The following is a 24,220-nucleotide window of genomic DNA, read 5'->3' as shown; positions in this document are numbered from 1 at the left end:
TATTCCCCCTCTTATAATAATTCAAATACGCCAGCAGCACCCATGCCGCCACCAATACACATCGTGACAATACCAAATTGCTCGTTGCGACGACGCATTTCATGTAAAAGTGTCAACGTTAACTTCGCTCCGGTGCAACCGAGCGGATGACCGAGAGCAATCGCTCCTCCGTTCACATTTACCTTTTCTTCATCTAATCCGAGTTCTCGAATGACTTGAATCGCTTGTGATGCGAACGCTTCATTTAATTCGATTAAGCCAATGTCAGAAAGCTCAAGTCCCGCAAGCTTAAGCGCTTTTGGAATCGCCGCAATCGGACCGATGCCCATCACTTCTGGTGGAACACCTGCGACTGCAAACGAGCGAAATTTACCGAGTGGTTGTAAACCGAGCGCTTTCGCTTTTTCGTGATCCATGACCATCACCGCAGCTGCTCCGTCACTCGTTTGCGAAGCGTTTCCCGCCGTTACTGTTCCGTTTACCGAAAAGGCAGGACGCAATTTCGCAAGTGTTTCCATATTTGTATCTGGGCGAACCCCTTCATCTTGACTAAATGTTATCTTTTTCTCTACTAATTTATTATTTTCAATATGACGAACAGTCACATCGACTGGCACAATTTCATCGACAAATTTTCCTTCCGCAATTGCCTTTGCCGCTTTTTGATGGCTACGAACGGCAAACGCATCTTGGTCTTCTCGAGTCACACCGTACTTCATCGCTACTTGCTCGGCTGTATGCCCCATCGACATGTAATACTCTGGCGCGTTTTCTGCGAGCTTCACGTTCGGACGTACGACATGGCCCATCATTGGAACCATGCTCATCGACTCTACCCCGCCAGCAATAATTGTATCCGCGTGCCCGAGCATAATTCTTTCAGCAGCATATGCAATCGCTTGTAATCCAGATGAACAGTAACGGTTAATCGTGATCGCTGGCACCGTATATGGCAAGCCAGCAAGCGCCCCAATGTTGCGCGCTATATTTAGCCCTTGTTCCGCTTCTGGCATAGCGCATCCGATAATGAGATCATCAATGTTTCCTTCATAGTTTCCTGCCCGTTTCAACGTTTCTTTGACAACGATCGCCCCTAAATCATCTGGTCGGACGTTAGCTAACGTCCCTTTTTTCGCTTTGCCGACAGGCGTACGCGCTCCGGCAACGATGACCGCTTCTTTCACGTCAATCCCCCCTTAGTTTCTTAACGGTTTCCCTTTCACAAGCATATGTTGCATGCGCGCTTGTGTTTTCGGCTCGCCGACAAGGCTTAAAAATGCTTCGCGCTCTAAATCAAGCAAATATTGTTCGTCCACTTCTGTTCCGTACGGTACGCTGCCACCAGCAATAACGTAAGCAAGTTTTTTCGCAATTTTTAAATCGTGCTCTGAGATGTAGCCGGAATGATACATTCCTTGCGCACCGAGCAACAACGTCGCATAGCCTGTTTCCCCGACAACTGGAATTTTTTTGCGCACCGGTGGTTTGTATCCGCTCTCATATAACGCTAACACCGCTTGTTTTGCGTCATGAATGAGATGATCGCCATTGATCGAAATGCCATCTTGTGCATTTAAGAAATTCAATTCACGCGCTTCCGCGGCAGATGTTGATACTTTCGCCATCGCAATGGTTTCAAACACTTTATTTGCAACTTTTTGTAGATCAAACTCCACACCGTTCGGCATGCCGCTCAAATGTTTAATATACAGCTCTTTATTTCCACCGCCACCCGGAATGAGACCGACACCGACTTCGACAAGTCCCATATACGTTTCAGCAGATGCTTGAATGCGTGAAGCTGGCAAGCAAATTTCCGTTCCACCGCCAAGCGTCATCGCAAATGGCGCCACGACAACCGGTTTTGCGCTATATTTAATATTCATCATCGCTTGTTGGAATTGACGAACGACCATTTCAATTTCGAAATAGTTGTCATCTTGCGCTTCCATTAAAATCATCGCAAGGTTTGCACCGACGCAGAAGTTTTTTCCTTGATTTCCGATAACAAGTCCTTTATAGTTGCGGTCAACTTCTTCTAACGCATAGTTAATCATTTGAACAATATCAAAACCGATCGCATTGTTTGGTGAATGAAACTCAAGTAACGCCACATCGTCACCGAGGTCGATCAAGCTTGCACCACTATTTTTCTTAATGACCCCTTTTTGTTCTTTTAAGCGCTGAATATGGATGACTTTTTCGTTTTCTTCAACCGGTTTATATTGCCCACGGTCGTAATATGATACTCGGCCATGTTCGTGTTTATAAAACGTTTCATGTCCGCTTGCCAACATTTGTTCTACCCACGATGGGACTTGGCGACCTTCCGCTTTCATTTTTTCAACAGACTGCTTCACGCCGATTGCATCCCACGTTTCAAAAGGACCGAGCTCCCAGCCAAAGCCCCATTTCATCGCACGGTCAATCGCTACGATGTCATCTGCAATTTCTCCAAGCAGTTGAGCCGAATATAATAACGTTGGGCTTAAAATGTTCCAAAGCAATTGTCCTGCGCGATCGTTCGCATATACAAGCGCTTTCAATTTATTCGCTGTCCCTTTTGCCTGCTTGCTCATTTCAACAGACGGTGCCTTTAATTTTTTCGTCGGTTCATACTCAAGCGTTTCGTAATTTAATTCAAAAATGTCTTTTCCTTTCTTGTAGAAAAATCCTTGACCAGATTTGCTGCCAAGCCACCCTTTTTCCACCATTGTTTTCATAAAAGATGGAACAGTAAATACTTCTTTTTCTTCACCTTCTACTTTTTCAAACACATTGTTGGCCACATGAATAAACGTATCTAACCCAACAACATCAAGCGTGCGAAACGTTGCACTTTTTGGGCGGCCAATTAACGGACCTGTCACAGAATCGACTTCACCTACGCTATAGCCACCTTTCATCATTTCGCGCACAGTGACAAGCAAGCCGTACGTTCCGATCCGATTGGCAATAAAGTTTGGCGTATCTTTCGCAAGAACGACTCCTTTTCCGAGCACGTTTTCACCAAATTGTTTCATAAACGCAACAACCGATGGATCGGTATGCTTTGTCGGAATGACTTCTAGTAGTTTTAAATAGCGTGGCGGATTGAAAAAGTGCGTGCCTAAAAAATGCTTTTTAAAATCGTCCGAGCGTCCTTCCGCCATTGCTTCAATGGAAATGCCAGATGTGTTCGAGCTGACAATACTTCCTTGTTTTCTTACTTCATCCACTTTTTCAAACACACTTTTTTTCACATCAAGCCGCTCAACAACGACTTCAATAATCCAGTCACATTCTGATAAACGGTGAAAATCGTCTTCAAAGTTGCCGACTTCAATGAACGCTAAATTTTCTTTCGACATGAGCGGTGCTGGCTTTTGCTTCAGTAAACGTTCGACCGCTTGATTGACAATGCGATTGCGTACTTGTTTATGTTCAAGCGTCCACCCTTTTGCTTTTTCTTCGGCTGTCAACTCTTTCGGTACGATGTCTAACAACAATGTCGGAATGCCGACGTTTGCTAAATGTGCCGCAATCCCCGATCCCATGACACCGGAACCGAGAACAGCTGCTTTTTTAATTCGCATTCTCCTTCCCCCTTATCCCGATTGAATGAATGGTCATTCATTTTTCCTTTATCTTAAATATAAATTATATTTCAAATTTTCGCAACAAATAAATGTAACGAATTTTGTCAACGATTTAGGAAATGATACGAAAGGAGGTGAATGGCGATGAAAATGAAAAAACACCCATCGAAAGCAGGTGTAAGTGCTGCAAGCGTAAAAGGAAATGCAGGACCAACAGTGGAACGTGATGGTGGCGGAAAAAAGACGAGCCAAAATCAACAATATGGAAAAGAAAATATGGGGAATGAATAAAGGTGGGATGCGCCCACCTTTATTTCTTTAATATCCCTTTTAACACAAATGCCACATTTGCTGGGCGTTCCGCTAAACGACGCATAAAGTAGCCGTACCAATCGGTTCCGTATGGAACGTAGACGCGCATCGTATATCCTTCGCGCACTAATTGTTCTTGTCGCTCCGGGCGAATGCCGTATAACATTTGAAATTCAAATTGATCGTTTGGAATGTTATGTTCTTTCACGAGCTGTTTCGTATATTCGATAATCGCATCATCGTGTGTCGCAACAGCTGTGTAGTTGCCATTTAATAAATGCATTTTAATAATCTTTTTAAAGTTTTCATCTACATCTTTTTTATCTGGAAAAGCCACTTCTGGTGACTCTTTATACGCCCCTTTCACAAGGCGCAAATTTGGATGATACGCATTTAAATCTTCAATATCTTTTTCCGTGCGATACAAATATGCTTGCAATACCGTTCCGACATTGTCATACTCTTTTTTCAGCTGCTTAAAAATATCGATCGTTTTTTGGCAACGAGAATAGTCTTCCATATCAATTGTCACAAATACACCATGGGCTTTTGCTTCATCTAAAATGCGACGCATATTTTTCATCACAAGCTCATCGGAAATATCCAATCCCATCGATGTCATTTTTAGTGATAGTTGTGAATTTAATTTATTTTCACCAATCGCACGAATCGCCTCAATCGAATGGTTCGCCATTTCATTTGCTTCTTGTTCATTATCAACAAATTCCCCTAAGTAGTCGATCGTGACCGCTAGCCCTTTACGATTGAGTTCTTTAATCACGTCTACTGCACGTTCAATCGTTTCCCCCGCTACAAAACGCGACGCACCGAAACGAAGACCGTACCGCTTTGCCAATTTTGTTAACGTTTTATTTTTTGATAAAAATAAGAAAAAGTCGCGCATTAATTGTTCCATTGTTGTTTACCCCCTTTGCAAGCGCATCCACCCGTATTGTAACACGTTTTCAATCACTTGAATATGTTTTTGTCGAATAGTCGTATTTTTTGTCTACATACGTATAACTATACGGCACGTGGGCAATATACAGTCGAACATGATTTTACATGGAGGGATGATCATGCAACAACAAATGAACACTCAACAACATGCGATGATGGCTCAACCACCTGAAATGATTTCAACGAAAGACGCCCTTTATTTAACGGATGCCTTATCATGGAATTTGCTTGCGATGAAAAAAGCTCATTTTTTTGCTTCTCAATGCCAAGATCAAGAAATTAAACAAGCGATTGAGCGCGTCGGACAAATGCATCAACGCCATTATCAACAATTGTTACATCAATTACAGCCATCCGCACACATGCAATAAGGAGGACATAACGACATGAAAGTGCAAAATACTGAAACACAAATTCCGAAAACACCACAAATGAACGATCGCGATTTTATTAATGATATGTTATCAACCGAAAAATATATGACGGATAGTTATTGTACATTTTTAAACGAAGCAAGCCATCAACATTTGTATGATGAAATTTTGCATATGTTTACCGAAACACAAAATTGCCAACGTGAATTGTACAACTTAATGTTTAAAAAAGGTTGGTATGCGCTTGAACAAGCAGACCAACAAAAATTGCAACAATCATATCAACAATTTCAAGGATACGCGAGCCAATTCCCATACAACAATATGATGCAATAACAAAAGACCGGCTGCTTAGGCAGTCGGTTTTTGTCATGCGCCCAACCATTGGACAAATGCCCTGCATACATTATCAATGTAATGAAGAATGTATAGGGAGGGAATGCTCAATGTATGGTCGCAGACCGTTTTTCGGCTTTTTTGGTGCACCGTTTTTCGGAGGCTTTTTAGGTGGATTACTTGGTAGCGCATTAACGCCTTATCCGTTTTATCCACCACGCCCATATTACTACCCACCACGTCCATATCCGTTTTACCCATATGGCGGCGGATGGTACTATTAAGCGTAAAAAGCTAAGGAGCACTAGCTCCCTAGCTTTTTTCTATACTTGAAAAGAAAGGGCAACTTCATATGAAAACATTTCGTTTCCAAGCACATAGTCAGGACGATCTTTTGCTTTTTGCTCATGCGCTTTACGAAATGCCTCACTTTGCGTCCAAGCCTCGAACGATTGTTTGTTCTCCCACGTAGTGCATACACGTACTTCATCATAATCTTCAAGCCCTTGCGTCACATGCAATTCTAAACGAATAAACCCAGGTGATTGTTCGATACCTTTTCTTTCTTTAAATCGCTCAACAAGTTGTGAAGCATATCCTTTTTTTACACGAATCGCATTTGTAACAACGTACATGTGTCATCTCTCCCTTTTATTTTTTTGAAATTACGAAAGGATCAGCAGTTACTTTTTTCCCTGCATACTCAACTGCATATACAACAGACTGCTCTTCATCTTTTTCCGAGATCGTCGGAACTACAATGGTAGCTACTGTTCGGTCTTCACTTAACGTAATCGTTGCCGGTTGGACAACTTGCTCTTCCCCTTTATTAATCGCGACCGTTATTTTCATATTTGCTGCGTTTAATGAAGAAACAGGAATATCAAAATATAACGTAAGCGCACCGTTCGTTGCTTCTACATAATCTAGCTCGGCTACAGGAGGCGTAATTAAATCGTTATACACTTCGGATAAGTTGTTATATTCATTTGTCAAATCTGCCCGGAACGTATCCGATAGCTTTGATAATAATGCATTGACTGCATCAAGCACTTTTTTCGCTTCAGCGAGCTTCCCATCTTCGAGGTATTCATTCGCTTTTAATAGTTGCTCGTACACCTTCACATCATTTGCATATTTATCATAGAGCGCCTTACTTTTTGAAAATTCTTCTAAAAGCAGTTTTCGAACATTCGCTTCGGACACGTTGTTATATACACGAAGCTGACGATTTTGCACGTATACTTGCAACTGTTTATGCGCTACTCGCAACGCATCCATATCTTCATCAACAATTGCTTGCTCCAAAGCCGTTCTCATCTTTTTAGATCCTTCAAATACAACAGACGCATTCAAATACGGAATGACTCGTTTAGCCATATACGTTTTATACGCACCATCTAACTCACTAACATATTTCTTTTTCTCTTTCCCAGCAGACTTTTGAACAGCTTGTTTCGCTTGTACATATAACTGATGGGCCTTTTTATACTCAGCTAAAACGGTCGCATGTGGCGGGATGCTCCCTGTTTTTTGAACATACGCTGTATACGTTGTATGGGCTTTTTTCATTTGCGCTTTCGCTTCATTGACGATGGTAGCCACATTCGTTTTCGCTTCTGAAACAATCGGTTGAAAAGAAAGAAGCAAACTGAACATGATAAAACCGATGACCGTCATATTTATAATTTTTTTCGTACTCATTGCCCCTCAAGTCTCCCTTCCTCATTTTTATCAACAATTACATGCGTAAATCGTTCACCATTTAAATCGACATCAAACGCTTGCCCAAAACCAACAACGTAACGTCCCTCCATTGGAGTAAGTTGAAAAAGCGAAAAATCAATACTTCGCAATAAACGAATCATCGGTTTGCCGTGAATGTCCTCAAACTTAGCAAAAATATGATCATTTCCGTTGTTACCAATGTGCGTTGGCTTACACGTGAATCGAACGCGCTCTCGTGCAAACAAATTGGTTGATGTTGCTTCATCAGCAATCAACAATACCGAAACTCGCTCATTACGTTCCATATATTGAAAATGTTCAGCCGTTCGGCTAATAAAAATGTAAAAATGACTTTCGTCTATCACAAAGGGGGCATAACTAATAAACGGCTCACCATGGTCATTTATTGTACTGATCATCATTGTTTTACATTGTTTCACAAATTGCACATAACGCTCTCTTTTTTTCTCTTCCAACGTTTTCTCACCTTTTCTACGTTAAGCATGGAATGTGACACGTTTTTCGGATAGGAATAAAAAATGGCTTATCCCCTTCATAACGGATGTCGACATCAATACCGAATATATCTTGAAACATTTGTTTGCAAATCACACATTGTGTGCGATCATCATATTGAATCTTCCCGTCTTTCATCACAATCATTCGATCGCTGTATTGTGCCGCTTGATTAATGTCATGTAAAACCATAACGACTGTCATGCCTAATTGGTCATTCAACATTTGAATGAGTTCCATCACTTCTAATTGATGGGAAATATCTAAATATGTTGTCGGTTCATCAAGCAACAACACTTCAGGCCTTTGTGCCAACGCCATCGCAATCCATGCACGTTGACGCTCTCCACCAGACAAAGAGTGTAAAAATCGGTATTCATACGATTGCAAATTTGTCATTTCTAATGCCCAACGAATCACTTTTTCATCTTCGTCATTTAACGATTGAAACCAACCTTTATGAGGGTTTCGACCAAACTCGACAAGTTCTCGAACCGTCATATCTAATTGATGATTGTTCGTTTGAGGCAACATCGCCATTTTTTTAGCGATAGCCTTACGACTTAACGTATGAATTTCACTTCTATCTAGTAAAACAGTTCCGCCGATTGGCTTTAACACATGTGAAAGGAGACGAAGGAGCGTCGATTTTCCTGAACCGTTCGGGCCAATCAAGCTGACAATTTCTCCTTTTTGAATGTCAATATGAACATCTTCAATTGAAAAATGCTCCGAGTGTTGATACGTAATATGTTTAGCCGAAAGCACGCACATTCCCCCTTTTATGGAGAATATATAAGAAAAACGGTCCACCTAAAAATGAAAGCAACAACCCGACTGGCAATTCAATCGGATCAAACCAACTGCGCGCAATCGTATCAGCAAACACAAGAAACACCCCGCCCCCTAGTGCTGATAACGGCAACACAAAACGATCATCGCTTCCAACAATAAGTCGAATCATGTGTGGAACGACAAGACCAATGAAACCGATTAATCCAGAAACACTGACCGCAATACCTGTTAAAAATGTACTAATGACAATTAAAAAGAATCGAGAACGTTCCACATGATGCCCTAACAGTTTCGCCATCTCATCTCCTAAATGGAGAATGCGAATGTGCCGAATAGCAAGAAGCGACAAAATCAATCCTGGGATGCTATAAAGCACTAACAATTTTGCCTGCTCCATCGTCGCCCCTGAAATGACGCCTGCCATCCAAGGAAGAACCGCTTGCACGCGATCGCTATACAACAACATAATCGCGCTCATCGTCGCACCGATAATGGCGTTAATAGCAACACCGACTAAAATAATTCTTGCAATAGATGAACCACCTTGCCACGCTAAAGCGTAAATAAGCATCGCTGTGACAAATCCTCCGATAAACGCTGCCAACGGCAACAAAATGATATATTGCGGCAGTACAATCGTAATAATGACTGCCATTAACGCCGCTCCTGACGATACACCGATAATACCAGGGTCAGCAAGTGGATTTTTCATTACCCCTTGCATAATCGTTCCCGAAACAGCTAAACACATGCCTACAATTAAGCCAACGATCGTTCTAGGCAATCGTAAGTCCCATACGATCGTATAAAACATCGAATCCTTTTCCCCTGTAAGCCCTTCCCAAACTTCATGCAATTGCAACTTTACACTTCCTGTAACGATCGAATATAAGCATACAAATACAATAGAGATGAGAAGAAAAACGAACGTCCATATTCTTCTTTTTGTATAAGGATGTTTTCTTTCCTGTGTGTCACTAACAGTCATGTTATCCCTCATCTATTACTTTTTCATTTTTGCTCTCACTTTTAATAACTCTTTATTCATATGATCTAATGCGTCTGTAATTTTCACTCCAGGGCTTGCGGCAAACAGTTCACTTGGTAAAAAGATGACGTTTTTATTTTTCACTGCTTTCAAGTTGCGCCATGAACTTGTTGACATTAACTTAATCATTGCTTTTTTTGTTTCAGCATGGTTCGCATGTGTAATGATGAAAATCACATCTGGATTGCTCGCGATAATGCGTTCCGTACTTAAATTAGCGTATCCAGGATAGTCTTTCAGTTGCGAAAAGCTTGCTGCAATATTTTCCCCACCAGCTTTCGCTAATACATCACCGGAAAATGATGTCGGTAAAGCGACAAGGGAACTAGCCCCTGAACCGAATAAAATAACCGCACGCACTTTTGTTTTCGTTTTACTATATTTTTTTACTTTACTATCAATCTTTCCAACTAACACTTTCGCTTTTTGTGTTTTGTTAAACAATTTTCCTAGTAGCGTAATAGACGACTTAATATCATCCACGGAGCTACCAGAAGTGATAACGACTTTCAATCCCAATGATTGTGCTTTTTGAATATGCCCTAAAAAAGATGCCCCTGCAATCACTACATCCGGCTGTAAACTAACGATTTTTTCGAAGTTTGGTTGATGAATGTTTCCCACTTGCGGAACAGATTGTAAACTTGCATCCACAGGTGTAGCAGAAGTCGGTCGCCCTACGACTTTTACACCAAGCGCTTGAAGCGTATGTAAATCCCCCGGACTTAATACAACAACACGCTCGGGTGTACGATCAAACGTCACTGTTCGCCCGGCTAAATCTTTAATGGTTAACTCGGTCGATGCTTCAGCCGTCCCACCGTTGAAAGCAAACAACCCGACAAGCAAACATAAAGACAGGACATAAGAAAATAATTTCCTCATTTCCCTTTCTCCTTTCTAATGATTATCATTATCATTTACAAATAACATAATAATCGATATTGATAATCTTTGTCAATTAGTTTTTTTCGTATATAAAAAAGTTATGAACGGTAGAAACATACCCAAAATAAAAAACGACCGCCAACGCAGTCGTTTTCCTCTTTACTAAGTATGGAGACGGTGGGAGTCGAACCCACGTCCAGAGATATCGCCACTTAAGCGTCTACGAGCGTAGTCGGTATATTTTTATTTCGCCGCTTCTTCCGCCTACCGACAGGCATCCGAGCAGCTAGTCTGATTCGTCTCTTCCCTCGTCCTCAGACGGCGGACTTAGGCGTAGCCCACTTGGTATGAACCCCTAGGCCGCCACATGGGCGATGGCGGTAGGAGTTAGCCGCGTTAATTAAGCAGCTAAAGCGTAGTTTTCTTTGCCAGTTATCTTTAAGTGACGTTTTTACGAGGACGATCCCCTCGGCTCGCAGCTTAAGCTCGATCTACCCCTGTCGAATCCGTAACGTCCCCGTATAAGAGAAACGTACGAAGGAAGCTTAAGCTTTTATAACTGGCTGACATCATTTATTATAGCACATTCTCGCTCATTTGCAATTGTAACTTCTTGGATTATTTCTGACGTTCACGAAATGCACGTTCCACTTCACGTTGCGCTTCTTTCTTTTTCATATCTTCCCGTTTGTCGTATTTTTTCTTTCCTTTTCCGACGCCTAATAACAATTTCGCAAAGCCATCTTTCATGTATAGTTTTAACGGAACAAGCGTATAGCCTTGCTCTTTCGTATAACCGATAAGCTTATTAATTTCACGGCGGTGAAGCAATAATTTGCGCGTCCGCAACGGATCGTGATTGTAGCGATTGCCTTGTTCGTACGGACTAATATGCATATTATGCAAAAACACTTCACCTTTTTCCACTTTTGCGAATGAATCTTTCAAATTCACTTTTCCAGCGCGAATCGACTTAATTTCCGTTCCTTGCAACACAAGTCCTGCTTCGTACGTTTCTTCGATAAAATAATCGTGATGCGCTTTTTTATTTTGAGCAATGAGCTTTCCTTCCCCTTTTGGCATTTGTTTCCCTCCCTTCAGACAACGAATATTTTAACAAAAATGATAAGAAAGGAAAAGCCTCTACTGACGAGGCTTTTCTTATCGTTTTTTCTTTTTCTTCTTTTTCATGTTTGGTATATCTTCATAAAACTTTTTCTTTTTCTTCGTTTTTTTCGTTGGCCATGGCTCTTCTTCTTTTTTCTTTTTCCGTTTTCCTTCAATGACGACAGGAGCTGCTTTTGGTTGTTTGTTTTTCCGACCTTTCATGCCGACAATTTCAAAGTCGACAATGCGCTCCTCTTTATTCACATTAATGACCCGCACCGTAATTTGATCGCCAATGCGATATACTTTCCCCGTTCGCTCACCAATCATCGCATAATGTTGCTCATCGTAATGATAATAATCATCTGTTAAATAGCTGACATGCACAAGCCCTTCGACTGTATTCGGCAGTTCGACAAACAAACCAAAATTCGTCACGGAACTAATAATGCCGTCAAACTCCATGCCGATTTTATCTTCCATAAACTCGGTTTTCTTCAAGTCATCTGTCTCACGCTCTGCTTCGACGGCACGGCGCTCCATATTCGACGTATGTTCCGCAATTTCTGGAAGCTTCTCCGCCCATTTTTGTTGCGTTTGTTCGTCGATTTGCCCGTTAATTAAGTATGTGCGAATAAGGCGATGAACGATTAAGTCTGGATAGCGACGAATTGGTGACGTGAAATGCGTATAAAATTCGGTAGATAATCCGTAGTGACCGAGACTTTCGGCGTCATAGCGCGCTTGCTTCATCGAGCGAAGCATAACGGTCGAAACGACCATTTCTTCCGGCTCGCCACGCACCGCTTCTAACACTTCTTGTAAGGCACGAGGATGAATTTGGTTTCCTGTTCCTTTGACAATATAGCCGAAATTCGTAATAAACTCTAAAAAGCGCTGTAATTTTTCTGGTTTCGGATCTTCATGTACGCGGTAAATAAATGGAACGTTCATCCAATGAAAATGTTCGGCAATCGTTTCATTTGCCGCGAGCATAAATTCCTCAATTAATCGCTCCGCAACAGAACGCTCACGCAACACGACGTCATACGGCTTGCCGTTTTCATCGACGAGCACTTTCGCTTCTTTAAAGTCAAAATCAATGGCACCGCGTTTCATTCGTTTATTTCGTAAAATATCGGCTAACTCTGCCATTAACTCAAACATCGACACAAGTGAAGCGTACTTTTCTCGAAGCGCCTCGTCTTTATCAACGAGAATGCGGTTCACATCCGAATACGTCATTCTCTCTGTCGTGCGAATGACGCTTTGGAAAATTTCATGGTGAACAACTTCGCCACGATCGTTAATTTCCATCTCGCACGATAACGTTAATCGATCGACTTTCGGATTTAATGAACAAATACCGTTTGACAGTCGATGCGGAATCATCGGAATGACGCGGTCAACTAAATAAACGCTTGTTCCGCGCTCATATGCTTCACGGTCAATCGGTGATCCTTCCGTGACGTAATGGCTGACATCGGCAATATGAACGCCGAGTTTGTAGTTTCCGTTTTCTAATTTCGTCACGGTCACCGCATCGTCTAAATCTTTTGCGTCTTCCCCGTCGATCGTGACAATCATTTCATTGCGCAAATCGCGCCGTCCTTGTAGATCTTCTTCAGAAATCGTATCTGGAATGCTGTTCGCATGTTCAAGGACGTCCTCAGGGAATTGAAGCGGCAATCCATGTTTATGAATGATCGATAAAATATCGACCCCCGGATCGTTTTTATGTCCTAAAATTTTAATAACTTCCCCTTCCGCGCTTATCCGTCCTTCTGGATACGTCGTGAGGCGGACAACAACTTTATGTCCTTCCACTGCGCCGTTTGCCGCATGTTTCGGAATAAAAATATCGTTTACGATCTTTTTATCGTCTGGAATGACAAAGCCGAAGTTTTTGCTTTCCGTATATGTGCCGACAATTTCTGTAATGCCACGCTCAATAATGCGGACAATCGTTCCTTCTTGACGCGCCCCCGTTGCTTGTCCGTTGACACGCACAAGAACGGTATCACCGTGCATCGCATTTTTCAACTCTGATGGCGGAATAAAAATGTCGTCAAGCGTTGAATCTTCTGGAACGACAAACGCAAATCCTTTCGCATGACCTGTCACTTTGCCGCGAATTAAGTTCATTTTCTCAGGTAGCCCGTAGCGATTGCTTCTTGTCCGAACGATCAGCCCTTCTTCTTCTAACGCCACAAGTGTTTTGACAAGTTCTTTAAACTCAGCGACGTCTGTAATATGAAACGCTTCTTCTAATTCTTGAACCGTAAGCGGTTTATACGCTTCATCGCGCATAAACGCTAATAATTTTTCCTTCATGTACTTCCTCCTTTCGAGGATTACCAATCTAATGATTCTAAAAATGCATAAATGTCTTCGTGCAGTTGTTCTTTTTCTTTATCAAGCGTAATGACGTGTCCCGACTCCTCATACCATTTGATTTGTTTGACGGGAGATTCGACGCCGTTATAAATAATATTTGCACTATCTGGGTTAATCATGTCATCATGACGCGCTTGCACGACAAAAACAGGGGCATAAATATAATCGAGATGATCGCGCACATCAGCGATCAGTTGTTGTAGTGCTTTCAGCGTTTTCATCGGCGTTTTCGCAAACTCGATCATTTCTCGCTCGATTTGCTCCTCGCTTTTTCCTTCTCGCTTTTTATATTCGCGGGCGTACGCTAAAACTCCTTCATACATCGTCTGCTCGCTTTTAATATACATCGGGGCGCACATCGGCACGATGCCCACGACAGGAACAGTATAGCCAAGTTTTAACGAAAACACACCGCCAAGCGATAACCCAACAACAGCAATTTTTTCATGGGTTTGTTTTAAATATTCATAAGCGTTCATCACATCTTGCCACCAATCTTCTGGACCGGTATGAACAAGCTCTTCTGGCGGCACACCATGTCCTTTGTAAATCGGGGCATGACACGTATATCCTTTCGCTTGTAAAAAACGACCGAGCATGCGCACGTCGGCAGAGTTTCCTGTAAATCCGTGCAATAACAATACTGCCCGTTCACCTGCTTCAAACGTAAACGGTTGTGGTGCAACTAGCTTCACAACAATTCCTCCCTTCTCCATGAAAAAAGCGATCCGCATCGCTGGACCGCTGTTACAGTTCAAAATAAGTGACAGCTACTGTTAATACGAAAAACAACACGGCAAGAACAACAGTCACACGGTGCAACACCGCATCAATCCCGCGTGCTTTCTGTTTACCGAACAATTGTTCAGCACCGCCTGTAATCGCACCCGAAAGCCCTGCGCTTCGACCGGATTGCAATAAAACAACTGCAATCATTCCGATCGAAACAATAACAAGCAACGTAACAAGAAACGTATGCATACTTTACACCTCCAACGACGCACATCAATCACAATAGTTTTATTTTAACATAACAACATTCATTTGTACAACGGACAAAAGGATGCCCACATGAGGCATCCTTTCGCTTATTACTTCTTCAAGTTGTAGAATGTTTTCATTCCTTCGTACACCGCTGTTTCACCTAATTGGTCTTCAATGCGAAGCAATTGGTTGTATTTCGCCACGCGGTCTGTGCGTGAAGGAGCACCTGTTTTAATTTGACCCGCGTTCGTTGCGACCGCGATGTCAGCGATTGTGCTATCTTCTGTTTCACCAGAACGGTGAGAAATCACTGCTGTATAGCCTGCGCGTTTTGCCATTTCAATTGCTTCAAATGTTTCTGTTAACGTACCGATTTGGTTCACTTTAATTAAGATCGAGTTGCCTACGCCTTGTTCAATACCTTGTGCTAATTTTTTCGTATTTGTTACGAATAAGTCGTCACCAACAAGCTGAACTTTTTTGCCAAGGCGCTCTGTTAATAATTTATGACCAGCCCAATCGTTTTCATCTAAGCCGTCTTCGATCGAGATGATCGGATATTTATTGACAAGCTCTTCATACCAAGCAACCATTTCTTCAGACGTTTTTACAACGCCTTCGCCTTCTAAATGGTATTTGCCTGTTTCTTTGTTGTAAAGTTCAGAAGAAGCAACGTCCATCGCAAGCATGACTTCTGTGCCTGGTTTGTATCCTGCTTTTTCGATCGCTTCAATAATTGTTTCAAGCGCTTCTTCGTTTGATTTTAAGTTTGGTGCGAAGCCACCTTCATCACCAACCGCTGTATTGTAGCCTTTTGCTTTTAATACAGATTTTAAGCTATGGAAAATTTCTGCACCCATACGAAGCGCTTCACGGAAGTTTGGTGCGCCAACTGGCATAATCATAAATTCTTGAATGTCAACGTTGTTATCTGCATGCGCACCGCCATTTAAAATGTTCATCATTGGCACTGGCAATGTTTTTGCGTTAAATCCGCCTAAATATTGATATAAAGGAATACCTAAGTAATCAGCAGCTGCGCGCGCGACAGCCATCGATACGCCAAGAATGGCGTTCGCACCTAATTTTCCTTTGTTTTCTGTACCATCTAAAGCGATTAATGCGCGGTCAATCGCTACTTGCTCTGTTACATCGTAGCTACCGATTAACGCTGGCGCGATTACTTCGTTTACGTTTTTCACCGCTTGTAATACCCCTTTACCGAGGTAACGACCTTTGTCGCCATCGCGCAATTCAACAGCTTCGTATTCTCCTGTTGATGCTCCGCTTGGAACGAGCGCGCGTCCAAATGCACCAGATTCTGTATATACTTCTACTTCTACTGTCGGATTTCCGCGAGAGTCTAATACTTCACGAGCATAAATGTCAATAATTGTTGGCATCGTTCGTCTCTCCTTTAATTTATTTTTGAATTAACGTTTTTCCTGTCATTTCTTTTGGTTGTTGTAAACCGAGTAAATCGAGCATCGTTGGCGCTAAGTCGCCTAAAATACCGTCTTGGCGAAGCGTAATGCCTTTTTTCGTGACGATAACCGGCACCGGATTTGTCGTGTGCGCTGTATTCGGGCTGCCATCTGGATTTAATACTTCATCTGCATTGCCATGGTCTGCCGTAATGATTGCAATGCCACCTTTTTCGATAATCGCATCGACGACTTTTCCTAAACATTCGTCGACGGCTTCGACTGCTCGAATAGTCGGTTCTAACATTCCAGAGTGGCCAACCATATCAGGATTTGCGTAGTTTAAAATGATCGCATCAAATTTGTCTGCTTCAATTTCTTTTAATAGCGCTTCTGTCACTTCGTATGCGCTCATCTCTGGCTTTAAGTCGTATGTTGCCACTTTTGGCGAGTCAATTAAAATGCGCTCCTCACCAGGGAACTTCTCTTCCCGACCGCCGCTCATAAAGAAAGTAACATGTGGATATTTCTCCGTCTCTGCAATGCGCAATTGCTTTAATCCGTTTTGTGATAACACTTCACCGAGCGTATTATCGAGGTTCGTTGGCTTAAATGCCACGTACCCTTTTACTGTTTCACTAAAGTGTGTTAAGCATACGAAAAACAAGTTTTTCGGATGTTTCGGTCCGCGATCAAATGAACGAAAATCATCGTTCGTGAACGTATTTGAAATTTGAATTGCACGGTCAGGACGGAAGTTGTAGAAAATGACCGCGTCGTTATCTTGAATCGTCGCCACTGGTGACCCGTCTTCGCGAACGATAACAGACGGCAAGACGAATTCGTCATAAATGCCATTTGCGTAAGAATCATCGATGCACGCAAGCGGATCACGGTATGATGGACCTTCGCCATATACCATCGCGCGATACGCTTTTTCTACACGCTCCCAACGTTTATCGCGGTCCATAGAGTAATAACGGCCAGATAACGTAGCAATTTCGCCAACGCCAATTTGTGCGATTTGTTCATTTAACTGTTGAATATACGTTTTTGCCGTTTGTGGACCGACGTCACGTCCATCTAAAAAGCCATGAATATACACATGTTTGACGCCTTCTTTTGCCGCAAGCTTCAAGAGGGCAAACAAATGATTAATATGGCTATGCACGCCGCCGTCTGAAAGAAGTCCGAAAATGTGCAGTTTTGTTCCATGTTTTTTCACATGGTCCATCGCTGCTAAAAACGTTTCGTTGCGATCAAATTCTCCTTCGCGGATCGCGACATTGACGCGCGTTAAACTTTGATAAACAATGCGACCAGCACCGATGTTTAAATGACCTACTTCAGAGTTCCCCATTTGTCCTTCAGGCAAACCGACGGCTTCACCGCACGCCGTTAGCGTCGCATGTGGATATTCATTCCAATATCGATCAAAGTTTGGTTTTTTTGCTTGTGCGACCGCGTTGCCAAACGTTTCTTCACGAAGAGCAAATCCGTCTAAAATAATTAATGCTACTGGTTTTTTGCTCATTTTCCTGCCTCCACGAGTTGTAAAAACGATTGTGGTTGTAAGCTTGCACCGCCAACGAGTGCGCCGTCAATGTGCTCTTCCGATAAAAATGCACCGATATTTTCCGGTTTCACGCTACCACCGTATTGAATGCGCACCGCATCAGCAGCTTGTTGTGAAAATGTATGGGCAATCACTTGACGAATATAGCCGCATACGTTGTTTGCATCTTCCGCTGTAGACGATTTCCCCGTTCCAATCGCCCAAATTGGTTCATAAGCGATAACGACTTGTTTCACTTGCTCTTCTGTTAAACCAGCAAGCGCTTTTTCAACTTGTGCGCCGACCACTTCGTTTGTCCGGTTGTTTTCACGCTCTTCTAACGTCTCTCCGCAACAAACGATCGGCACAAGTCCATGTTTAAATGCCGCAAGCACTTTTTTGTTTACTGTTTCATCTGTTTCCGCAAACATTTCACGGCGCTCTGAGTGACCGATGATGACATACTGTACACCGATATCTTTCAATGCAACAGGGCTAATCTCCCCTGTAAATGCGCCTTGATCTTCGAAATGCATATTTTGCGCACCAATTTTTACATTTGTTCCTTTTGTAGCTTCCACTAAATGCGCTAAAAAGAGCGCTGGAGCACAAACAACCGTATCAACTTGCTCGTTTGAAGGAACAGCATGTTTCACTTCTTCAACAAATTGAAGCGCTTCTTGTAGCGTTTTATGCATTTTCCAGTTTCCTGCAATAATCGGCTTCCGCATCGCTTTTAACCCCTTTCTTACTTATCGTTTAACGCGACGACACCTGGAAGTTGTTTTCCTTCCATAAACTCAAGCGACGCACCGCCACCTGTTGAAATGTGATCCATTTTGTCTGCAAGTCCAAATTTCTCAACTGCCGCTGCTGAATCGCCGCCGCCGATGACCGTATATGTACCTTCTGCATCAGCAAGCGCTTGAGCAACTGCTTTTGTCCCTTCCGCAAACGCATCCATTTCGAATACGCCCATTGGGCCGTTCCAAATGACAAGTTTTGATTTTAAAATGACATCGCGGTACAATTCACGCGTTTTCGGACCGATATCAAGCCCTTCCCAGTCGCTTGGAATTTCGTCGATGTTCACTACTTTTTTGTTTGCATCGTTTGAAAAATCGTCCGCAACGACTGCATCAACAGGCATGTAGAAGTTCACGCCTTTTTCTTTCGCTTTCTCCATGAAAGATTTCGCTAACTCGATTTTATCTTCTTCTAATAATGATTTTCCGATTTCGTGGCCGAGCGCTTTTACAAACGTGTACGCTAATCCGCCACCAATAATTAAATTGTCAACTTTGTCTAATAAGTTTTCGATCACACCAATTTTATCTTTTACTTTTGCACCACCGATAATTGCTGTGAACGGACGATCTGGATTTGACAATGCCTTTCCTAATACTTCAATCTCTTTCTCCATTAAGAAGCCAGCAACAGCAGGTAGATGATGCGCAATACCTTCTGTTGAAGCATGTGCGCGGTGAGCTGCCCCAAACGCATCGTTGACATATACGTCAGCAAGTTCTGCAAATGCTTTCGCCAACTCTGGATCGTTTTTCTCTTCACCAGGATAGAAACGAACGTTTTCAAGCAACAATACATCGCCTTCATTCATTTGTGCAATCGCAGCTTTCACCGCATCGCCATACGCTTCATCTGTTTTTACGACGCGCTTGCCGAGCAGTTCGCTTAAACGTTCCGCCACAGCAGTGAGGCGCATTTCTTCAACAACTTTTCCTTTCGGACGGCCAAGATGGCTCGCCAAAATGACTTTTGCTCCTTGTTCCATTAAATATTGAATCGTTGGAAGCGCGGCGCGAATGCGCGTATCGTCAGTTACAACACCGTTTTGCATTGGCACGTTAAAATCGACGCGGCAAAAGACACGTTTCCCTTTCACATCAATGTCACGAACTGTTTTTTTGTTCATGGAAAGGCCTCCTTATTCGTGTGATACATAGAAGGGGAGTGGGGATGATCCCCGCTCCCCTTCTCGGTATTTCCAACTATTTATTATAAACCGTTTTGGGCAAACAATCCAAAAAATTATAAGCCTTTTGACGCAATGTATGCAGCAAGATCAACAACGCGATGAGAGTATCCAGTTTCGTTGTCGTACCAAGAAAGAACTTTCACCATGCGACCTTCCATCACCATTGTTGAAAGCGCATCGATTGTTGAAGAAGCTGTTGAGCCGTTGTAGTCACGAGAAACAAGTGGCTCTTCGCTGTAAGCAAGAATACCTTTCAACTCGCCTTCTGCCGCTGCTTTCAATGCTGCGTTCACTTCTTCTACCGTTACTTCTTTTTCAAGTTCAGCAACAAGGTCAACAACAGATACGTTTGGCGTTGGTACGCGCATCGCCATACCGTTCAATTTTCCTTTTAATTCAGGCAATACAAGTGCTACCGCTTTTGCTGCACCTGTTGATGTTGGAATGATAGATTCCGCTGCTGCACGCGCACGACGTAAATCTTTATGTGGTAAGTCAAGAATTTGTTGGTCGTTTGTATATGCGTGAACAGTTGTCATCATACCGCGGATAATACCGAATTTTTCATGCAATACTTTTGCAAATGGCGCTAAGCAGTTTGTTGTACAAGATGCGTTTGAAATCACATGATGGTTTGCTGGGTCATATTTGTCTTGGTTTACGCCCATCACGATTGTAATGTCTTCATTTGTCGCAGGGGCAGAAATGATTACTTTTTTCGCGCCTGCTTCTAAATGTTTCGCTGCGTCTTCGCGTTTTGTGAAGCGTCCTGTTGATTCAACAACGATGTCAACACCAAGATCGCCCCATCCTAAGTTTGCTGGGTCGCGTTCTGCTTTTACGATAATTTCTTTTCCGTTTACAACGATGTTATTGCCGTTTACAGACACTTCTGCATCTAATGTGCCGTGAACAGAGTCATATTTTAAAAGATGTGCTAACGTTTTTGCATCTGTTAAGTCGTTTACTGCTACTACTTCAATTTCAGGATTTTTTAATGCTGCGCGAAATACGTTACGGCCGATACGACCAAAACCGTTAATACCAATTTTTACTGCCATCGTTTGTTCCTCCTTTGGAATTGTAGGGATATATTTTAGAGGGATGAATCATCCCGTACTAACTGTTTTGCTGCACCTTCATCTGTAATTAAGATGCACTGATTTGCCTGCTTTATATACGCTTGAATTGCTTTTGCTTTCGAAGCTCCTCCTGCAACCGCAATGACGCAAGGGACGTGGCGTACATCTTCGAGCTGAATGCCAACTGTATTTACTTTATGCACGACGTCTCCGTGCTGATTAAAGTAATACCCAAACGCTTCCGCCACCGCTTCGTTTTGTTCAATTTTTTTCATTTCCTCTAGTGGCGTTTTTCTTCGTTCTGCCATCGTTTTTGCATCGCCAATTCCGTGAATGACGATCGTTGATGATTTAATTAATTCAAGCACTTCTCGAATCGCAGGTTCTTCAATAATCGATTGGTACGTTTCAGCACTTAGCTGGTCAGGGACATGTAACAAACGATAATGTCCCATTGCTTTTTCAGCCATGCGCGCACAAATTGTGTTTGCTTGGTTTGTTACATCTTCCCCAAGTCCACCGCGCGCAGGAACGAACAGCACATCGCGGTATTTAGCGTCAGGTGTCATCATTTCAGCAACAGCAGCAAGGGTTGTTCCACCCGTCACCGCAACAATGTCATTCCCTTTTAGCGAATGTTTTATTCGTGAGACACAAGCTCTTCCCATCTCTCTTTTTACCCAAGGAGACTGGTCGCTATCACCAGCAACGACAATGACGTCTTCGACAGGAAGCTTCTTTTTTATTTTTCTTTCTAATTCTTTCAGTCCTAATACTTCTCGCATCATATCTTCTAGTTGCATGAGCACATCATTTCCTTCAGCTGTAATGCTCATGCCTGCAGCTGTAATATCGAGTAAATGTTGCTCTTTTAAAAACTGCACTTCCGACCGCAAGACGCGCTCGCTAATGCCTAAGTTGAGCGACAACGTTCGCCGTCCGATCGGTTGCATTAACCGAATGTGCTGCAAAATTTCATACCGTTTTTGCATAATCGCGAGAAGATCAGGCAACAATTTTCGTTGAACATCAATCCATTGTCGCATGCTCTTTTCTTCCTTTTTACTCACTTTTTTCTCTATTTGGACATTTTAAGTCCCACTATGACGTATTGTGTCCCACTTTGTGTAAAAAAATTCACCCCTGCCACATCTTTATTGTAGCAGGAAGTGAAACGTTATTCAACTGCTTCGTTTTTGTTGCAACCGCTTTCTTATGACATCTTTGTGAATACGGCCATATGCCACCATTTCTCCATCGACTTCAATGACTGGAATGATAAGATGATACTGTTCAAGCAATTGCTCATCTTTGTAAATATCAACTTCTTCCCATTCCACTTGTAACTCACGAAGAATCGCTTTCGCCTCATCACAAAGACAGCAATTTTCTTTCGAATATACGATCACTTTCATGTTTTGTCCCCTCTATGCATATTGCTTTCGTTTCGAAGCTGGCGGAATGTGAAGCTGTTCGCGATATTTTGCAACCGTGCGCCGCGCAACACAAATATTGTAACGTTGTTCAAGTAAATCAGCAATATTTTGATCAGAAAGAGGTTTTTGACTATTTTCTTGTCTAATCAGTTCAGCAATTAAACTTTTTACTTTTTCTTGTGATGCATGTTCATCGACACCACTTGTAAAAAAGCGGCGCATTTCAATTAACCCATGAGGCGTTTGCATATATTTATTTTTTACTGCGCGACTAACTGTCGATTCATGCATGTGTAATGAAGCAGCAACATCACGCATCGTGAGCGGTTTCATATGGAGCGAACCTTTTTCAAAATAATCGCGTTGTTTATCGATTAACTCGAGCGTAATTTTCTCCATCGTCGTGGCTCGTTGAGTTAAACACCGCTGAATCCAATGAAACTGCTGCCTTTTTTCTTCGATATATTTTCGAACATACGGATCGTCCGTCTGTATTTTCCGTTCATAAGCTTCATTCCATACAACGGTTGGAACGATTTCCTCATTCATCGTCACCGTCCATGTTCCGTTATCATATGACACGATGACATCCGGTACAATGTACGTCATTTGCTCATCATTATATAAACTTCCCGGACGTGGATGAAGCGTGCGAATGAGTTCCCACACTCGTTGTAAATCTCTTAATTCCACACCTAGTTTCGCTTTTATTTCTTTCCACTTTTTATTGACAAACGGTTCAAAATAGTCCGTGACAATTGTTTCCGCCAACTCATCCCTTTCTGGAAGACGGATGAGTTGTAAATATAAACAATGTGACAAATTTTCCGCTCCTACTCCCGCTGGATCGAGTGAACGTAACATATGCAGAGCATTAGACACAACCGTTTCTTCCAATTGAAGATGGCAAGCCGCCTCCGCAATCGTCGTATGCAAATAACCCCACTCATCAAGCGAAGCAATGAAATAATCGAGCGCTTTTTTATGTTCACGAGATAGCCGCATCCCAACAAGTTGGGCATGCAAGTGGGAAGCAAGTGAGCAATTAAAAGCGCTTACATTTTCAATATAATTCATCCGATCTGTTTGTTCACGCCGCCTATGAGTCGTCCGTTTTCGCTCTCGCAGCTCAATAAATGGATTTTCAAGCGCTTGTTCGTGTAAAAGCGATTGCAATTCTACCGTCGAATATTGCAACAATTCAATCGCTTGGACAAGCTCTTTTGTCAACGCAAATTTTAGCTCTTGCCTTTGCGTTAATTGCATCTCCATCCATGCCATCTCCCTTCATCCTCATTTTATCATCTCGATCAGAAAGAGACGATAAAAACATATTGGATGTTTTTTTCACTATACATATGCATCGAAGGCATGTTATCATTCTTATAGAACAAGCGAGCAAGCCTCGCAAAATTTATCCATTCGTCCGGTGTGGCTCACCGGACTTTGTTTTTATGTCAAAAAACCCTGCTTGCCACGCAAGCAGGGTTTCATAACGCCCTCGGCAGGATTCGAACCCACGCTAAGAGAACCGGAATCTCTCGTGCTATCCACTACACTACGAGGGCATAACGATAAATGCACTTACCATTATAGTGAAGAAGAAAAAAAAATGCAATAGCCATGACGTTTAAAATTTCGGAAAGCGGAAACGATGAAAGAAGGGATGATGAACAAAAAACACGAATACATATAAGTAAAAGG

25 protein-coding genes, 1 tRNA gene and 1 other RNA gene are annotated in these 24,220 nt (G+C 42.4%); 4 read left to right on the top strand and 23 right to left on the bottom strand.

Going from position 1 to position 24,220, the window contains the following annotated elements:
* Nucleotides 1-11: 11 nt before the first annotated feature.
* A complete protein-coding gene (locus tag HNR63_RS01845; RefSeq protein WP_085787823.1) occupies nt 12-1,184 on the bottom strand; it encodes an acetyl-CoA C-acetyltransferase in 1,173 nt (390 codons plus the stop codon).
* Between the two features lie 12 nt (nt 1,185-1,196).
* Entirely contained in the window at nt 1,197-3,575 is a 2,379-nt protein-coding gene (locus HNR63_RS01840) for a 3-hydroxyacyl-CoA dehydrogenase/enoyl-CoA hydratase family protein (protein WP_181519613.1), read from the bottom strand.
* 147 nt (nt 3,576-3,722) lie between these two features.
* On the opposite strand from HNR63_RS01840, the gene HNR63_RS01835 reads away from it, so the two are divergent.
* Nucleotides 3,723-3,869 carry a YuzL family protein gene (locus tag HNR63_RS01835; RefSeq protein ID WP_009362277.1) on the top strand — a complete coding sequence of 49 codons (147 nt, stop codon included), beginning with the start codon at nt 3,723-3,725 and terminating at the stop codon, nt 3,867-3,869.
* Nucleotides 3,870-3,888: 19 nt separating this feature from the next.
* Here HNR63_RS01835 and HNR63_RS01830 read toward each other — a convergent pair whose 3' ends face one another.
* Nucleotides 3,889-4,806, bottom strand: coding sequence for a proline dehydrogenase family protein (locus tag HNR63_RS01830; protein ID WP_009362278.1), 918 nt, complete (start codon nt 4,804-4,806; stop codon nt 3,889-3,891).
* A gap of 163 nt (nt 4,807-4,969) precedes the next feature.
* Between HNR63_RS01830 and HNR63_RS01825 the strand changes: the two genes are divergently transcribed.
* From HNR63_RS01825 to HNR63_RS01815, 3 genes are all read left to right on the top strand, one after another.
* Nucleotides 4,970-5,221, top strand: coding sequence for a hypothetical protein (locus HNR63_RS01825; protein ID WP_009362279.1), 252 nt, complete (start codon nt 4,970-4,972; stop codon nt 5,219-5,221).
* A 15-nt stretch (nt 5,222-5,236) separates the two neighbouring features.
* Complete coding sequence (locus HNR63_RS01820; RefSeq protein WP_009362280.1) at nt 5,237-5,560, top strand: spore coat protein; 324 nt, start codon at nt 5,237-5,239, stop codon at nt 5,558-5,560.
* Between the two features lie 110 nt (nt 5,561-5,670).
* Nucleotides 5,671-5,844 carry a hypothetical protein gene (locus HNR63_RS01815; RefSeq protein WP_009362281.1) on the top strand — a complete coding sequence of 58 codons (174 nt, stop codon included), beginning with the start codon at nt 5,671-5,673 and terminating at the stop codon, nt 5,842-5,844.
* A 39-nt stretch (nt 5,845-5,883) separates the two neighbouring features.
* On the opposite strand, the gene HNR63_RS01810 is transcribed toward HNR63_RS01815, so the two are convergent.
* The 20 genes from HNR63_RS01810 to HNR63_RS01715 form a co-directional block, all read right to left on the bottom strand.
* Entirely contained in the window at nt 5,884-6,195 is a 312-nt protein-coding gene (locus HNR63_RS01810) for an antibiotic biosynthesis monooxygenase (protein WP_181519612.1), read from the bottom strand.
* A gap of 16 nt (nt 6,196-6,211) precedes the next feature.
* Nucleotides 6,212-7,264, bottom strand: a complete 1,053-nt coding sequence (locus HNR63_RS01805; protein ID WP_181519611.1) for a Surface layer protein — start codon at nt 7,262-7,264, stop codon at nt 6,212-6,214.
* Nucleotides 7,261-7,764, bottom strand: coding sequence for a HugZ family pyridoxamine 5'-phosphate oxidase (locus tag HNR63_RS01800; protein ID WP_085787818.1), 504 nt, complete (start codon nt 7,762-7,764; stop codon nt 7,261-7,263). Before HNR63_RS01800 ends, HNR63_RS01805 begins: the two co-directional genes overlap by 4 nt.
* A 16-nt stretch (nt 7,765-7,780) precedes the next feature.
* Nucleotides 7,781-8,572, bottom strand: a complete 792-nt coding sequence (locus HNR63_RS01795) for an ATP-binding cassette domain-containing protein (RefSeq protein ID WP_181519610.1) — start codon at nt 8,570-8,572, stop codon at nt 7,781-7,783.
* Nucleotides 8,559-9,587 carry a FecCD family ABC transporter permease gene (locus HNR63_RS01790; protein WP_021093678.1) on the bottom strand — a complete coding sequence of 343 codons (1,029 nt, stop codon included), beginning with the start codon at nt 9,585-9,587 and terminating at the stop codon, nt 8,559-8,561. Before HNR63_RS01790 ends, HNR63_RS01795 begins: the two co-directional genes overlap by 14 nt.
* A gap of 15 nt (nt 9,588-9,602) precedes the next feature.
* Nucleotides 9,603-10,532, bottom strand: coding sequence for an ABC transporter substrate-binding protein (locus HNR63_RS01785; RefSeq protein WP_181519609.1), 930 nt, complete (start codon nt 10,530-10,532; stop codon nt 9,603-9,605).
* 169 nt (nt 10,533-10,701) lie between these two features.
* Nucleotides 10,702-11,054: a transfer-messenger RNA gene (ssrA, locus tag HNR63_RS01780) on the bottom strand.
* 99 nt (nt 11,055-11,153) lie between these two features.
* Entirely contained in the window at nt 11,154-11,618 is a 465-nt protein-coding gene (gene smpB / locus HNR63_RS01775; protein WP_019417447.1) for an SsrA-binding protein SmpB, read from the bottom strand.
* Nucleotides 11,619-11,696: 78 nt separating this feature from the next.
* Entirely contained in the window at nt 11,697-13,976 is a 2,280-nt protein-coding gene (gene rnr, locus HNR63_RS01770; protein ID WP_181519608.1) for a ribonuclease R, read from the bottom strand.
* A 20-nt stretch (nt 13,977-13,996) separates the two neighbouring features.
* The gene (locus HNR63_RS01765) at nt 13,997-14,755 is read right to left on the bottom strand and encodes an alpha/beta hydrolase (protein ID WP_220127362.1); all 759 of its coding nucleotides are present in this window, start codon (nt 14,753-14,755) and stop codon (nt 13,997-13,999) included.
* Nucleotides 14,756-14,786: 31 nt separating this feature from the next.
* The gene (gene secG / locus HNR63_RS01760; protein WP_009362284.1) at nt 14,787-15,020 is read right to left on the bottom strand and encodes a preprotein translocase subunit SecG; all 234 of its coding nucleotides are present in this window, start codon (nt 15,018-15,020) and stop codon (nt 14,787-14,789) included.
* 110 nt (nt 15,021-15,130) lie between these two features.
* Nucleotides 15,131-16,426 carry a phosphopyruvate hydratase gene (eno, locus tag HNR63_RS01755; RefSeq protein ID WP_181519606.1) on the bottom strand — a complete coding sequence of 432 codons (1,296 nt, stop codon included), beginning with the start codon at nt 16,424-16,426 and terminating at the stop codon, nt 15,131-15,133.
* A gap of 19 nt (nt 16,427-16,445) precedes the next feature.
* The gene (gene gpmI, locus HNR63_RS01750) at nt 16,446-17,981 is read right to left on the bottom strand and encodes a 2,3-bisphosphoglycerate-independent phosphoglycerate mutase (RefSeq protein WP_075039258.1); all 1,536 of its coding nucleotides are present in this window, start codon (nt 17,979-17,981) and stop codon (nt 16,446-16,448) included.
* Complete coding sequence (gene tpiA, locus HNR63_RS01745) at nt 17,978-18,733, bottom strand: triose-phosphate isomerase (protein ID WP_021093689.1); 756 nt, start codon at nt 18,731-18,733, stop codon at nt 17,978-17,980. Before tpiA ends, gpmI begins: the two co-directional genes overlap by 4 nt.
* 17 nt (nt 18,734-18,750) lie before the next feature.
* Nucleotides 18,751-19,935, bottom strand: a complete 1,185-nt coding sequence (locus HNR63_RS01740; protein WP_085787812.1) for a phosphoglycerate kinase — start codon at nt 19,933-19,935, stop codon at nt 18,751-18,753.
* A 116-nt stretch (nt 19,936-20,051) separates the two neighbouring features.
* Nucleotides 20,052-21,059: a type I glyceraldehyde-3-phosphate dehydrogenase gene (gene gap / locus HNR63_RS01735; RefSeq protein ID WP_009362289.1), complete on the bottom strand. Its 1,008-nt coding sequence runs from the start codon at nt 21,057-21,059 to the stop codon at nt 20,052-20,054.
* 35 nt (nt 21,060-21,094) lie between these two features.
* Nucleotides 21,095-22,126 carry a sugar-binding transcriptional regulator gene (locus HNR63_RS01730; protein WP_021093691.1) on the bottom strand — a complete coding sequence of 344 codons (1,032 nt, stop codon included), beginning with the start codon at nt 22,124-22,126 and terminating at the stop codon, nt 21,095-21,097.
* Nucleotides 22,127-22,261: 135 nt separating this feature from the next.
* On the bottom strand, nt 22,262-22,495 hold the full coding sequence (locus tag HNR63_RS01725; RefSeq protein WP_043967833.1) for a glutaredoxin family protein: 234 nt from the start codon (nt 22,493-22,495) through the stop codon (nt 22,262-22,264).
* A 12-nt stretch (nt 22,496-22,507) separates the two neighbouring features.
* Nucleotides 22,508-23,788 carry an RNA polymerase factor sigma-54 gene (gene rpoN / locus HNR63_RS01720; RefSeq protein WP_181519664.1) on the bottom strand — a complete coding sequence of 427 codons (1,281 nt, stop codon included), beginning with the start codon at nt 23,786-23,788 and terminating at the stop codon, nt 22,508-22,510.
* 224 nt (nt 23,789-24,012) lie between these two features.
* A tRNA-Arg gene (locus HNR63_RS01715) sits at nt 24,013-24,084 on the bottom strand.
* Between the last annotated feature and the right edge of the window lie 136 nt (nt 24,085-24,220).

The sequence above is a fragment of the Anoxybacillus ayderensis genome (assembly GCF_013761015.1).
In the GTDB taxonomy this organism is placed as follows: Bacteria; Bacillota; Bacilli; order Bacillales; family Anoxybacillaceae; genus Anoxybacillus; species Anoxybacillus ayderensis.
This window is presented reverse-complemented; position numbering and strand designations above follow the sequence as displayed.